This is a genomic window from Paraburkholderia ginsengiterrae (assembly GCF_001645125.1).
Taxonomy (GTDB): domain Bacteria; phylum Pseudomonadota; class Gammaproteobacteria; order Burkholderiales; family Burkholderiaceae; genus Paraburkholderia; species Paraburkholderia ginsengiterrae.
The window spans coordinates 15,983-28,514 of record NZ_LXKA01000326.1 but is presented as its reverse complement, the minus strand read 5'-3'; the positions used below and the strand labels follow the sequence as shown (position 1 = coordinate 28,514).

Genomic DNA, 12,532 nt, shown 5'->3' with positions numbered 1-12,532 from the left:
CAAGTTTGAAGCAAGCAAACCGAAGGCGCCGGCCCGTCTCTCCCCTTTTCGAGCCGCTGCCAGCATTGGCCTGGAGACCGTGCCATACCGGCTCTGCCCGCAAGGCAGCCCGCGTGGCGGCACGCAGCGCCTCAAAAGGAAATTCGACATGATCAACAAGATTTTCGAGTCACTTCAGTCGGCGGTTGCCGATGTCCACGATGGCGCGACCGTCATGATCGGCGGCTTCGGCACGGCCGGCATGCCGTCGGAGCTGATCGACGCGCTCATCGAACAGGGCGCGCGCGAGCTCACCATCGTCAACAACAATGCCGGCAACGGCGACATCGGCCTCGCGGCCTTGCTCAAGGCCAAGCGCGTGCGCAAGATCATCTGCTCGTTCCCGCGCCAGAGCGATTCGTATGTGTTCGACGCGCTGTACCGCGCCGGTGAGATCGAACTGGAACTCGTGCCGCAAGGTAATCTGGCCGAGCGCATTCGCGCCGCGGGCGCGGGGATCGGCGGATTCTTCACGCCCACCGGTTACGGCACCAAGCTGGCGGAAGGCAAGGAAACGCGCCTGATCGACGGCAAGCATTACGTGCTGGAATCGCCGCTGCACGCCGATTTCGCGTTGATCAAGGCATTCAAGGGCGACCGCTGGGGCAATCTGGTGTACCGCAAGACCGCGCGCAACTTTGGCCCGATCATGGCAAGCGCGGCGAAAACCGCGATCGTGCAGGTGTCGAAAGTCGTGCCGCTCGGCGAGCTCGACCCGGAAAACATCGTCACGCCCGGCATCTTCGTGCAGCGGGTGATCGAAGTGCCGCAAGCCACGCACCAAGCCGAACTTGCATCCGCGAACGCCGCCTGAGGAGACCTGACATGAAAAAACTGACCCGCGATGAAATGGCCAAGCGCGTTGCCCAGGATATCCCTGAAGGGGCTTACGTGAACCTCGGCATTGGCGTGCCGACGCTGGTGGCCAACCACCTCGGCGCCGACAAGGAAATCTTCCTGCACAGCGAAAACGGCCTGCTCGGCATGGGCCCCGCGCCGGCCGCAGGCGAGGAAGACGACGAACTGATCAACGCCGGCAAGCAGCACGTCACGCTGCTCACGGGCGGCGCTTACTTTCACCACTCGGACTCGTTCGCGATGATGCGCGGCGGCCATCTGGATTTCTGCGTGCTCGGCGCCTTCCAGGTGTCGGCCACCGGCGACCTGGCGAACTGGCATACCGGCGCGCCCGACGCGATTCCCGCCGTCGGCGGCGCGATGGACCTGGCAATCGGCGCAAAGCAGGTCTATGTCATGATGGAGCATCTGACCAAGCAGGGCGAAAGCAAGATCGCCGCGGAGTGCACGTACCCGGTCACGGGCGTCGGTTGCGTCGACCGTATTTATACGGACCTGGCCATGATCGATGTGACCGCGCAAGGCCTGGTGGTGCGTGAGATTTTCTCGGACATCGACTTCGACGCGCTGCACAAGCTGACCGGCGTGCCGCTGATCGACGGCACGCAAGCGGCTCGCGCGGCTTAACGAGCCCGCCCGGAGCCCGCCCGGCGCGGCGCGGGAGTCGGCCTCGCGGCCGGTTCCCGCGCCGCGTACTATTTACTATCGACACATTCGTTCATCGACGTCACCATGCTCGACTCCAGCGCCCGCCTGACCGGCCTTCTTTGCGGCACGCAGCCGATGAACGACGTTTGGGCGCCGCGCGCGACGCTGCAGCGGATGCTCGACGTGGAAGCGGCACTCGCGCGTGCCTCCGCCGCGCATAACGTGATTCCGCAAACGGCCGTACCCGCGATCGAAGCCGCTTGCCAGGCCGATCAACTCGACGCCGACGCGCTCGCGCGCCACGCCGCGCTCGGCGGCAACCTCGCGATTCCGCTCGTCAAGCAACTCACGGCGCGCGTCAAGGCCGCCGACGCCGAGGCGTCGAAATACGTGCATTGGGGCGCCACCAGCCAGGACATCATCGACACGGCGACGGTCCTGCAGTTGCGCGATACCTTCGATCTGCTCGACAGCGCGTTGCAATCCACTTGCGACGCCATTGCGAAGCTCGCGGCCACGCATCGCGCCACGCCGATGATCGGCCGCACCTGGTTGCAGCAGGCGCTGCCCATTACGCTCGGCCTGAAATTCGCGCAATGGCTGGACGCGCTGCTGCGTCATCGCGAGCGGCTCGATGCGCTGCGCGCTCGCCTATTGGTGCTGCAGTTCGGCGGCGCGGCCGGCACGCTTGCCAGTCTGCGCGATGCCGCGCCGCAGGTCACCCAGTCGCTCGCCAAAGAACTCGGCCTTGCCGTGCCTACGTTGCCGTGGCACACGCAGCGCGACCGCATGGCCGAATCGGCGTCGCTGTTCGGCATGCTGATCGGCACGCTGGGCAAGATCGCGCGCGACGTCTCGCTGCAGATGCAAACCGAAATCGACGAACTGGCCGAGCCGGCCGCGGCGGGCAAGGGCGGCTCGTCGACCATGCCGCACAAGCGCAACCCGGTGGGCTGCGCGGCCGTGCTGACCGCCGCGACACGTGCGCCGGGTCTGGTCGCCACGGTGTTCGCCGGCATGGTGCAGGAGCACGAGCGCGCGCTCGGCGGCTGGCAAGCCGAGTGGGATGCACTGCCGGACCTCGCGCGTCTCGCGGGTGGCGCGCTCGCCAACATCGAGCAGATCGCCGCCGGGCTGAACGTGAACGTGCCGCGCCTTGCCGCGAATCTCGACATCACGAAGGGGCTGATTCTCGGCGAGGCGGTGATGCTCGCGCTGGGCGACAGCATCGGCCGGCTCGACGCGCACCATCTCGTGGAGCGCGCGTCGAAAGCCGCGATCCGCGACGGGCAAACGCTCTTCGACGTGCTGGCCGCGGACCCCGCGGTCACCGAACATCTTCCGCTTGAGCGCCTGAAGCAACTGCTCGATCCCGCTCAATACGTCGGCCAGGCCCACGCCTACGTGGACGCCGCGCTGGCACTTCACACCGCGCGCAATCAGCGCGCCTAATTCAGGGAGTAACCGGCATGCCTTACGCCGCAGTCAATGGCACCGAGCTTCATTATCGAATCGACGGCGACCGCCACGGCAACGCGCCGTGGATCGTGTTGTCGAATTCGCTCGGTACCGACATGTCCATGTGGACGCCGCAAGTCGCGGCGCTGTCGAAGCATTTCCGCGTGCTGCGCTACGACACGCGCGGCCATGGTCATTCGGAAGCGCCGAAAGGACCGTACACGATCGAACAGCTGACTGGCGACGTGCTGGGCCTGATGGATACGCTGAAAATCGCCCGCGCGCATTTTTGCGGGATCTCGATGGGCGGCCTGACCGGCGTCGCATTGGCCGCGCGTCATGCGAACCGCTTCGAGCGCGTCGTGCTGTGCAACACGGCGGCGCGTATCGGTGCGCCGGAAGTGTGGGTGCCGCGCGCCGCGCGAGCACGCACGGAGGGCATGCTCGCGCTTGCCGACGCCGTGCTGCCGCGCTGGTTCACGGCCGAGTATTTCGAGCGTGAGCCGGTGGTGCTGGCAATGATCCGCGACGTGTTCGTGCACACCGACAAGGAAGGCTATGCGTCGAACTGCGATGCCATCGACGCCACCGATCTGCGCCCCGAAGCGCCCGGCATCAAGTTGCCGGCGCTGGTGATCAGCGGCACGCACGATGTGGCCGCGACGCCGGCGCAAGGCCGCGAACTGGCGCAGGCGATTCCGGGCGCGCGCTACGTCGAACTGGACGCCTCGCACATTTCCAACATCGAGCAAGCGGATGCCTTCACGAAGACCGTGATCGACTTCCTGACGGAGCAGAAATGAACGACGAAGACCGCTACGAAGCCGGGATGGGTGTGCGCCGCGCGGTGCTGGGCAACGCGCACGTCGACCGGTCGCTTGCGAACCGCACCGAGCTGACCGAGGAATTCCAGAATTTCATCACGCGCTATGCATGGGGCGAAATCTGGACGCGCGATGGTTTGCCGCGCCACACGCGCAGCCTCTTGACCATCGCAATGATGGTCGCGCTCAACCGGAGCGAAGAGCTCGCGCTGCATCTGCGTGCGGCGAAGAACAACGGGGTGACCCGCGAGCAGATTAAGGAAGTGCTGCTGCAAACCGCGATCTATTGCGGCGTGCCGGCGGCGAATTCGGCGTTCCATCTCGCCGATAAGCTGTTCCGCGAGGACGATGCGGCTGCGCAGCCGTAACAAGTCATTAGGTCACGCAGCGCGCGGTCACGCCGATCGTACCGCGCGCAACACCGTATCTTTGATGACCTCGCGCCAATGCGCGAGGGCCTCCTTCTCCATGAGCGGCTCGCCGAGAAACGCGCCTAACGTGTACTGATTGGCGTTATAAAAATAGCCGAGCGACGCGATCATCAGATAGACGTCACGCGCTTTGACGTCTTCGCGAAACACGCGTTGGGCCTTGCCCGCGTCCAGCAACTTCTCCACCACCGAAATCGCATAGCCCGAAATCTCCTTGAGCTTGGACGATTTCTTTGCGTGCTTGCCTTGATGCAGGTTTTCACTCGAGAGCAGTGTGACGAACTCGGGGTGATCGAGATAGTACTGCCAGACGAATTCGACCATCTGTTCGAGCCCGTGCGCAGGGTCGTCCAGATCGAGATCGAGCTTGCTCTCCGCTTCGTTGAATTGCGTGTAGATCGTTTCAAGCACTTCGACGAACAACTGCTCCTTGCTGCCGAAGTAGTAATAGATCATGCGGTCGTGCGAACGCGCGGCCTTCGAAATACTTTCCACGCGGCCACTTGCATAGCCTTGCTTCGCGAAGACCTTTATGGCCGCTTTCAGAATCTTGGCGCGCGTATCTTGCGCCTGTTTCGCACGAATGCCGGTGGCGCCCGGTTTGCGGGCGGCGGTGAGACTACTCATGACGGCCTCGGATCTCTTTGTTGGCGTCGGGTTGAACGGCATGCGCTGCGCGCCGATTGACTTCGGCGTAGATTGAAGCGTCGCTGAAGTGGCAATGCGACGGCAATGTCGCAACGCACCATTCACGCGCACACTTGTAAACACATTGCGCAGACTAAATTGATCGAGTAGATTTCTAACCAGTTTGGTGTAGCAAATACTACACGAATGGTGAGTGACCGCAACATGGAAATCGGTTGATCACACGAAAGTGCCTTTAAACAAGGGCTATTCGTCAGCCGGAGCAGGACCGCTAGTAATGTCGTCGTATGGGAACCCCGTCATGACAGAACATACGAAGGTCGATTTCGGTGCGGACAGCGTCGACGGCGAAACCGCCTCGACGCCGGGTCCGACCGTGCTTGAGCGGGCGGCGCCGCGCAGCGAGCGCATGGCGTCGAACAAGATCGAATGCAACGCGTGCCCGGTGCTGTGCCAGATCTCGGAAGGGCGCACCGGCGCGTGCGATCGTTATGCGAATGCGGATGGACGGCTGATTCGCGTCGATCCTGTCGTGTTTCTGTCGCGTGCCGTTGCGGCGCCTGAAACAACCGGCGTGGCCCTTGAAGATGCTACGGTCGAATTCGGCGCGGCGTCCGAAGCGCAAGCTCCTGCTGCCGAACAAGCCTTGTTCGTGACCGGTGTCGGCGCGTCCTCCACGTATCCCGACTACAAGCCCGCGCCGTTTATCGTTGCGTCGAAGCTCGACGACGTCGATATGATCACCGTCGTCACCGAGGGCATTTTCAGCTACTGCAGCTTCAAGGTGAAGATCGACACCGACCGTTTCCTCGGGCCGGAGCAGGCGAACGTGCGTTGCCACGGTGAGATCGTCGGTCATGTGTCGACGGCCGAGTACGGCTCGCAGATGCTGAGCCTCGGCGGGGTGCATCACCTGACCGGCGGCAGCAAGAAAGAGGGCCGCGTGACGTGCGACATGATGCTCGCGCTCGGCAACAAGGAAGCGGTGGACCTGAGCATCGACGGCGGCGCGAGTCTCGTGATTCGCGCGGGCGCGGCGCCGATCGTCGACGGTGTCGAGGAGCAGCGCATGCGGGTGGGATGCGGCTCGGCCACCATCGGCATCTTCGCGAAGCAATGGTTCGGTCACGTCGACGAAGTGGTGGTCGTCGACGATCACATCACCGGCGTGCTCACCGAACACCAGGCGGGCCGTTGTCTCGGCATGACGCGTTCAGGTCTGAAGATTCGCGGACGCAAGTCCACACCGGGCCGTTATTTTCAGGTGGCGAATCCCGGCACCGGTTGGGGCGGCACGGATATTCAGGACCCTCTTGCGATTGTCGAAGGCTTCGATCCTGCCGTCGCCAGACCGGGCATGCGTTTATTGATGGTCTCGACCACCGGCGAACACGCGCAGTGGTACGAACTCGATCAGGATCTCGTGCCCCGTATCGCAGCAATGCCGGATGCCGTGCGCGGCACGGTCGAACGGATCGGCGAAAACTGCGAACCGTCGCTGGCCACCGTGCTGTTTATTGGCGGCGCGGGCGGCAGTCTTCGAGCGGGCGCCACGGAAAACCCGGTGCTGCTCACGCGCGCGATCAAACAGAAACGGGTGAATGTGACCTGCGGCGGTGCGCCTGCCTACGTGTGGCCGGGTGGCGGCATCACGGTCATGGTGGACGTGTCGCGCATGCCCGACCGTTCGTTCGGCACGGTGCCTACGCCCGCGATCGTTGCGCCGATCGAATTCACCATGACCTACGACGCGTATCGCGATCTCGGTGGTCATCTCGCCGCGGTGCGCTCGTTGGAGAGCGTATTGGCTCACGGACCGGACCATACAGAGGGCGCACCGCTCGCACGCCGCACGCTGGCGCGCCATCCCGACAACCCGTGGCCACCCGCCATGCCGCCGATGCCCGGCTAAGCGCGCGTACGAATATGAACCCCACCCGCACCCAGCTCGATGCAACCCGCTGGCACTGGCAGCATGGGCCGATCGACCTGATCCTCAGCGCGGACGGCGAGCCCGCCGCCGTGCAGGCCGCGTATGAGGCGTGCTGGGCGCGCTTTGCCGAGGTGTTGCCGGAACTGGTTGGCGAACTAAAGCGGCTTCGGCAACCCGTGCCCGCCGGAGCCGCGTTGAATGACGCCGCGTGGCAAGGCGCGGTGGCCCGCCGCATGTGGACCGCCTGCCATCCGCACCGAGCGCGCTTCATCACGCCGATGGCGGCCGTGGCGGGCAGCGTCGCCGATGAATTGATCACGGCATTCGCTCGCGAAGGAATTGCGCGCGCGTTTATCAACAACGGTGGCGACATCGCGTTGTATTTGACAGAAGGACAGCAGTACCGCGTCGGCATATTCGCGGATCTGGCCGCTTACTCGCCGACGCATGGGGCGAACCATCTCGCGCTCGATGGAAACCTGACGCTCGATGCCAGTCTGCCGGTTCGCGGCATCGCGACGAGCGGCTGGCGAGGCCGCAGCTTTAGCCTGGGCATTGCCGACAGCGTGACTGTGCTCGCTGCCGACGCGGCCACCGCCGACGCCGCCGCCACGATGATCGCCAACGCCGTCGACCTCGATCATCCGGGCATCTTGCGGCGTCCGGCTTCGTCGTTGAAAGACGATAGCGATCTCGGCGATACGCCAGTCACGGTCGATGTGCCGCGCCTGCCGCAGCCGCTGGCCGATTTCGCGCTGGCGCGTGGCGTCGACGCCGCCCAGCGTCTGCTTGAACAAGGCTTGATCGAGGGCGCCGCGTTATTCCTGCAAGGGCGGGTGCGCGTTGCCGGAATTCATCACACAGGTGCGTTGCTTGCGCAGCGCGCCCGGATCACAACGGAGGCTCCGTGTTCGAAATACGCCGCGTGCTGACACACGTCGAGGATATCTTCCACGAGTTCGGCCCCGCGCCCGCACAGCCGCTGCGGCGCGGCGCGATTGCCGCCGTGATGACGAACCCGTTCGCCGGCCGCTATGAAGCGAACATCGAGCACGCGATGGAGGCGCTCAAACCAATAGGCTTCGATATGGCGCAACGCCTGCTGGCGGCGATGGCGGTGCCGCATGCATCCATCGAAAGCTATGGCAAGGGCGCGATTGTCGGCGCGCGCGGCGAACTCGAGCACGGTGCGCTGTGGCACGTGCCCGGCGGCTATGCCATGCGTGAGCTGCTGGAGAAGAACGGCGTGCCGACCAATGCGATTGTGCCGTCCACCAAGAAAGTCGGCGGACCTTCAACGACACTTGACGTGCCGCTGACCCACGTCAACGCGAGCTACGTGCGCAGCCACTTCGACGCGATCGAAGTGCGCGTGCCCGGCGCGCCCGCCGCGGACGAACTGGTGTATATCCTCGTGATGAGCACCGGCCAGCGCGTGCATGCCCGCGTCGGCGGCCTCGCGAAAGAGGCTATCGTCGGCAAGGACGGTTTGCGTTAAACGCGTTGAAGCATTGAATCGGCGTATCGGCATAGAGCAGAGCAAGCATCGAAACTCGGAGAGCGAAATGGCAATCAAGCTTCGCAAGCTGGTCGTGCAGGTGGATGAAACGCGCATTGAAATGGGGCAGACCATCGATCCGCCGGCACGTCGCGCAGTCGCGATTGCGGTGATCGAGAATCCCTATGCGGGCCGTTATGAGCCCAAGCTCGATGCGTTGATCGAAGCGGGCGAGGAACTGGGCGCGTTGCTCGGCAACAAGTGCGTCGAAGCGCTGGGCATCGCGCCGGGCGAGGCGCAAAGCTACGGCAAGGCCGCGATTGTGGGCGAAGCTGGCGAACTCGAACATGCCGCGGCGATCCTGCATCCCAAGCTCGGCGCGCCGCTGCGCGTGGCGGTAGAAAAGGGCGCGGCGCTGGTGCCGTCGGCGAAGAAAATGGGCACGCTCGGCACCGCGATCGACGTGCCGCTCGGTCACAAGGACGCCGCCTTCGTGCGCAGCCATTTCGACGCGATCGAGGCGCGCGTGTCCGATGCGCCGCGTGCCAATGAAATCGTGGTGGCTGTCGCGGTGACGGCGTCGGGCCGGCCGCTGCCGCGCATCGGCGGCTTGCAGGTGAGCGAGATCAAGGGCGAAGACGGCTTGCGCTGAGTTAGCATCCGGTTATTTTTCGCTGAGCTGCCGAGGAGCGCGATGCTTTCGAATTTGCTGGTACAGATGGTCAACGGACTCGCCGACGCGTCGACGCTGTTTCTGGTCGCCGCCGGTTTGTCGCTGATCTTCGGCGTGACGCGCATCGTCAATTTCGCGCACGGCTCGTTCTATATGGTCGGCATCTATGTCGCGTATAGCATCGCGAGCCGCTTCGGCCATACGGCGGCCGGCTTCTGGCTGTCGGTGCTGGTGGCGGCACTGGTGGGCGCGGTGCTGGGCGCGCTGGTCGAAATGGTGGTGCTGCGGCGTATCTATCAGGCGCCTGAGCTGTTTCATCTGCTCGCCACGTTTGCGCTCGTACTGATCTTTCGCGACGCCGCGTTGTGGCTATGGGGACCGGAAGACCTGTTCGGACCGCGCGCGCCGCATCTGGCGGGCGCGGTCGATTTTCTCGGCCATCCGTTGCCCACTTACGACATCGCGTTGATCGTGATCGGACCGGTGGTGCTGCTGCTGCTCTGGTACGCGCTGACGCGCACGCGCTGGGGCACGCTGGTGCGCGCCGCGACGCAGGACCGCGAGATGCTGGGCTCGCTCGGCATCAATCAGGCGTGGCTATTTACCGGGGTGTTTTTCGTCGGCGCGTTTCTCGCCGGGTTGGGCGGCGCGCTGCAAGGGCCTCGCATGTCGGCGAACCTGTCGCTGGATCTGGAGACCATCGGCAACGCGTTCGTCGTGGTGGTGGTCGGCGGGATGGGTTCGATTCCGGGCGCGTTCATCGCCGCGCTGATCATCGCGGAGATCAAGGCGCTGTGCATCGGCATTGGTCATGTGACGATCTTCGGCGTCGGGCTCTCGTTGAGCCGTTTTACGCTGGTGGCGGAATTCGTGGTGATGGCGGTGGTGCTGGTGGTGCGGCCCTGGGGGCTGCTAGGCCGCGCGAGTGCCGCGGTGCGAGGCCTGGCGGCGCCGGAAACGCCATTGCGTCCGGCAGGCAAACGCCTGAAGTGGCTGGCTGGGATCGCCTTGCTGGTCCTCGTCCTCGCGCCGCTCGCGGCCAATGCGTTCCCGTATATGCCCGTGCTGCTGGTCGAGATCCTGATCGCCGTGCTGTTCGCGACGAGTCTGCATTTCATCATGGGACCGGGCGGTCTGCATTCATTCGGGCACGCTGCCTACTTTGGACTCGGCGCTTACGGCGCCGCGCTGTTCCTCAAGGTGCTGAATCTGCCGATGGAAGCCGCGTTGCTGCTCGGCCCGCTCCTGGCGGTGGCCGGCGCCCTCGTGTTCGGCTGGTTCTGCGTGCGTCTCTCGGGCGTCTATCTGGCAATGCTGACGCTCGCGTTCGCGCAGATCGTCTGGTCGGTCGTGTTCCAGTGGGACGACGTGACGGGCGGCAGCAACGGCATTCTCGGTCTATGGCCGTCGAACTGGCTGTCTTCGCCGGTGGCCTTTTACTATCTGACGCTGGTCTGCGCGGTGGCCGGCGTATGGCTGCTGCGCAAGATGCTGTTCTCGCCGCTCGGCTATGCCATGCGGGCGTCGCGTGATTCCGTCTTGCGCGCCGAGGCGATCGGCATCGACGTGAAGCGTGTGCAATGGGCGGCGTTCGTGATCGCGTCGTTGTTCTGCGGTCTCGCCGGATCGCTTTACGCCTTCTCCAAGGGGACGATTTCGCCAGAAGTGATCAGCGTGAGCCGTTCCATTGACGGTCTCGTGATGGTATTGCTCGGCGGCTTGCAGACACTCACCGGCCCGATCGTGGGCGCGGCCGTGTTCACGTGGCTGCAAGACACCGTCGCGCGGCAAACGGACTATTGGCAGGCGCTGCTGGGCTTCGCGATCCTGTTGCTGGTGATTGCGTTCCCGCAAGGGATCGTCGGCTTCATTCGCGAGCGTTTCGGCGACGATAGCGCGGACGAAGCGGAGCAGAGCAGCGTGTCGCCTTCACGACGCACGGCGATCAAGGAGGGGCTATGAGCTTGCTGCGCGTCAGGGGCCTCTCCAGATCGTTCGGCGGTCTCAAGGCAGTCGACGATGTTTCCTTCGATCTCGAAGCCGGCCAACTGCTGGCCTTGCTCGGCCCGAACGGCGCGGGCAAGTCGACCTGTTTCAACATGGTCAACGGGCAGCTGCCGCCTTCGTCTGGATCGATCCTTCTCGACGGGCATGAACTGGTCGGCATGCGTCCGCGCGACATCTGGCGCCTCGGCGTGGGCCGCACGTTTCAAATCGCCGCGACCTTCAATTCGATGACCGTGCTTGAGAACGTGCAAATGGCGCTGGTCTCCCGCGAACGCAAAACCTTCGGCCTGTGGAAGCCCGCAGGCGCACGCTACGCCGAAGAAGCCTTCGCGCTGCTCGAACAGGTCGGCATGGCCGCCGACGCGCATCGCGCATGCGGCGTGCTCGCGTATGGCGACGTCAAGCGCGTCGAGCTTGCCATCGCGCTTGCCAACCGCCCGAAACTGCTACTGATGGATGAACCCACCGCCGGCATGGCGCCGAAGGAACGCAACGAATTGATGGCGCTCACCAAACGTCTCGTCACCGAGCACAAGATCGGCGTGCTGTTTACCGAGCACAGCATGGACGTCGTATTCGCCTACGCTGACCGCATGATCGTGCTTGCGCGCGGCAAGCTGATTGCCGAGGGCGACGGCGATACGATTCGCAACGACCCGCGCGTGCAGGAGGTCTATTTCGGCACCGGCAAGACGTTCCGGCCGCATGCGCCGCTAGAGGACGCTACGGACGGCCATAGCGGACAAGGAGCGCTGCAATGAGCGAGCCGATGCTGAAAGTCTCCGGCCTCAATGCGTTCTACGGCCGCGCGCATATTCTCTTCGACGTCGGCCTCGAAGTCGGCCGCGGCGAAGTGGTGGCGCTCATGGGCCGCAATGGCGCAGGCAAATCGACCACGATGAAGGCAGTGATGGGTTTGCTGCCGCGCCGTCAGGGCGAGGTGAAGTTTCGCGGGCAGAACATCACGGCGCTGCCGCCCTACAAGATCGCGCGCATGGGAATGGGTTTCGTGCCCGAAGACCGCCGCGTGTTCGCGGACCTGACCGTGATGGAAAACCTCGACACCGGCCGTCAGCCGCCGCGCGAAGGCGCGCCGCAATGGACGCCGGACAAGCTGTTCCGGCTCTTTCCCAATCTCGGCGAAATGCCGCAACGTCCGGGCGGCCAGATGAGCGGCGGCGAGCAGCAGATGCTGACCGTCTCGCGCACCTTGATGGGCAATCCGTATCTCGTGCTGCTCGACGAACCGTCCGAAGGCGTGGCGCCGGTGATCGTCGAACAGATGGCGAACATGATTCTCGAACTCAAGCGCGAAGGACTGTCCATTCTGTTGTCCGAACAGAATCTGCACTTCGCCGAGCTGGTCAGCGACCGCGCGTATGTGCTCGAGAAAGGGCAGATCCGCTTTAGCGGCACGATCGGCGAACTCGCACAGAACGAAACAGTGAGGCGCGCTTACCTGAGCGTGTGATTCCATCGCGGCGCGAAGCGTGCCTCGTGCACGCCCTCGGCGCC

The 12,532-nt window shown here is 64.3% G+C and carries 13 protein-coding genes; 12 read left to right on the top strand and 1 reads right to left on the bottom strand.

Annotated features, from left to right (window positions below; genetic code table 11):
• The first annotated feature begins 148 nt into the window (after positions 1-148).
• The 5 genes from A6V37_RS22160 to pcaC all read left to right on the top strand — a co-directional run bounded on the left by A6V37_RS22160 (position 149) and on the right by pcaC (position 4,195).
• Positions 149-853, top strand: coding sequence for a 3-oxoacid CoA-transferase subunit A (locus A6V37_RS22160; RefSeq protein ID WP_064267409.1), 705 nt, complete (start codon positions 149-151; stop codon positions 851-853).
• 11 nt (positions 854-864) lie between these two features.
• Positions 865-1,524 (top strand): 3-oxoacid CoA-transferase subunit B, encoded by a 660-nt coding sequence (locus A6V37_RS22155; RefSeq protein WP_064267408.1) that lies wholly within the window; start codon positions 865-867, stop codon positions 1,522-1,524.
• Between the two features lie 105 nt (positions 1,525-1,629).
• Positions 1,630-2,997: a 3-carboxy-cis,cis-muconate cycloisomerase gene (locus tag A6V37_RS22150; protein ID WP_064286348.1), complete on the top strand. Its 1,368-nt coding sequence runs from the start codon at positions 1,630-1,632 to the stop codon at positions 2,995-2,997.
• 17 nt (positions 2,998-3,014) lie between these two features.
• On the top strand, positions 3,015-3,806 hold the full coding sequence (gene pcaD, locus A6V37_RS22145) for a 3-oxoadipate enol-lactonase (protein WP_064267406.1): 792 nt from the start codon (positions 3,015-3,017) through the stop codon (positions 3,804-3,806).
• A complete protein-coding gene (gene pcaC / locus A6V37_RS22140; protein ID WP_064267405.1) occupies positions 3,803-4,195 on the top strand; it encodes a 4-carboxymuconolactone decarboxylase in 393 nt (130 codons plus the stop codon). Before pcaD ends, pcaC begins: the two co-directional genes overlap by 4 nt.
• Positions 4,196-4,222: 27 nt before the next feature.
• On the opposite strand, the gene A6V37_RS22135 is transcribed toward pcaC, so the two are convergent.
• Positions 4,223-4,885 (bottom strand): TetR family transcriptional regulator, encoded by a 663-nt coding sequence (locus tag A6V37_RS22135; protein ID WP_064267404.1) that lies wholly within the window; start codon positions 4,883-4,885, stop codon positions 4,223-4,225.
• Between the two features lie 322 nt (positions 4,886-5,207).
• Here A6V37_RS22135 and A6V37_RS22130 point away from each other — a divergent pair, with 322 nt between their 5' ends.
• From A6V37_RS22130 to A6V37_RS22100, 7 genes are all read left to right on the top strand, one after another.
• A complete protein-coding gene (locus A6V37_RS22130; RefSeq protein ID WP_064267403.1) occupies positions 5,208-6,818 on the top strand; it encodes a hypothetical protein in 1,611 nt (536 codons plus the stop codon).
• 14 nt (positions 6,819-6,832) lie between these two features.
• The gene (locus A6V37_RS22125; RefSeq protein WP_064286347.1) at positions 6,833-7,771 is read left to right on the top strand and encodes a UPF0280 family protein; all 939 of its coding nucleotides are present in this window, start codon (positions 6,833-6,835) and stop codon (positions 7,769-7,771) included.
• Positions 7,747-8,337: an amino acid synthesis family protein gene (locus A6V37_RS22120; RefSeq protein WP_064267401.1), complete on the top strand. Its 591-nt coding sequence runs from the start codon at positions 7,747-7,749 to the stop codon at positions 8,335-8,337. Before A6V37_RS22125 ends, A6V37_RS22120 begins: the two co-directional genes overlap by 25 nt.
• A gap of 67 nt (positions 8,338-8,404) precedes the next feature.
• Entirely contained in the window at positions 8,405-8,989 is a 585-nt protein-coding gene (locus A6V37_RS22115) for an amino acid synthesis family protein (protein ID WP_064267400.1), read from the top strand.
• A 42-nt stretch (positions 8,990-9,031) separates the two neighbouring features.
• Entirely contained in the window at positions 9,032-10,972 is a 1,941-nt protein-coding gene (locus A6V37_RS22110; RefSeq protein ID WP_064286346.1) for an ABC transporter permease, read from the top strand.
• Positions 10,969-11,778 (top strand): ABC transporter ATP-binding protein, encoded by an 810-nt coding sequence (locus A6V37_RS22105; RefSeq protein WP_064267398.1) that lies wholly within the window; start codon positions 10,969-10,971, stop codon positions 11,776-11,778. Before A6V37_RS22110 ends, A6V37_RS22105 begins: the two co-directional genes overlap by 4 nt.
• The gene (locus A6V37_RS22100) at positions 11,775-12,488 is read left to right on the top strand and encodes an ABC transporter ATP-binding protein (protein WP_064267397.1); all 714 of its coding nucleotides are present in this window, start codon (positions 11,775-11,777) and stop codon (positions 12,486-12,488) included. Before A6V37_RS22105 ends, A6V37_RS22100 begins: the two co-directional genes overlap by 4 nt.
• The last annotated feature ends 44 nt before the right edge of the window (positions 12,489-12,532 follow it).

What these genes read in the sequence shown, in the direction of transcription:
- pcaD (WP_064267406.1), top strand. Translation starts at nt 3,015, where the DNA reads ATGCCTTACGCCGCAGTCAATGGCACCGAGCTTCATTATCGAATCGAC.
- A6V37_RS22115 (WP_064267400.1), top strand. Translation starts at nt 8,405, where the DNA reads ATGGCAATCAAGCTTCGCAAGCTGGTCGTGCAGGTGGATGAAACGCGC.
- A6V37_RS22135 (WP_064267404.1), bottom strand. Translation starts at nt 4,885, where the DNA reads ATGAGTAGTCTCACCGCCGCCCGCAAACCGGGCGCCACCGGCATTCGT.
- A6V37_RS22155 (WP_064267408.1), top strand. Translation starts at nt 865, where the DNA reads ATGAAAAAACTGACCCGCGATGAAATGGCCAAGCGCGTTGCCCAGGAT.
- A6V37_RS22105 (WP_064267398.1), top strand. Translation starts at nt 10,969, where the DNA reads ATGAGCTTGCTGCGCGTCAGGGGCCTCTCCAGATCGTTCGGCGGTCTC.
- pcaC (WP_064267405.1), top strand. Translation starts at nt 3,803, where the DNA reads ATGAACGACGAAGACCGCTACGAAGCCGGGATGGGTGTGCGCCGCGCG.
- A6V37_RS22130 (WP_064267403.1), top strand. Translation starts at nt 5,208, where the DNA reads ATGACAGAACATACGAAGGTCGATTTCGGTGCGGACAGCGTCGACGGC.
- A6V37_RS22150 (WP_064286348.1), top strand. Translation starts at nt 1,630, where the DNA reads ATGCTCGACTCCAGCGCCCGCCTGACCGGCCTTCTTTGCGGCACGCAG.
- A6V37_RS22110 (WP_064286346.1), top strand. Translation starts at nt 9,032, where the DNA reads ATGCTTTCGAATTTGCTGGTACAGATGGTCAACGGACTCGCCGACGCG.
- A6V37_RS22160 (WP_064267409.1), top strand. Translation starts at nt 149, where the DNA reads ATGATCAACAAGATTTTCGAGTCACTTCAGTCGGCGGTTGCCGATGTC.
- A6V37_RS22125 (WP_064286347.1), top strand. Translation starts at nt 6,833, where the DNA reads ATGAACCCCACCCGCACCCAGCTCGATGCAACCCGCTGGCACTGGCAG.
- A6V37_RS22100 (WP_064267397.1), top strand. Translation starts at nt 11,775, where the DNA reads ATGAGCGAGCCGATGCTGAAAGTCTCCGGCCTCAATGCGTTCTACGGC.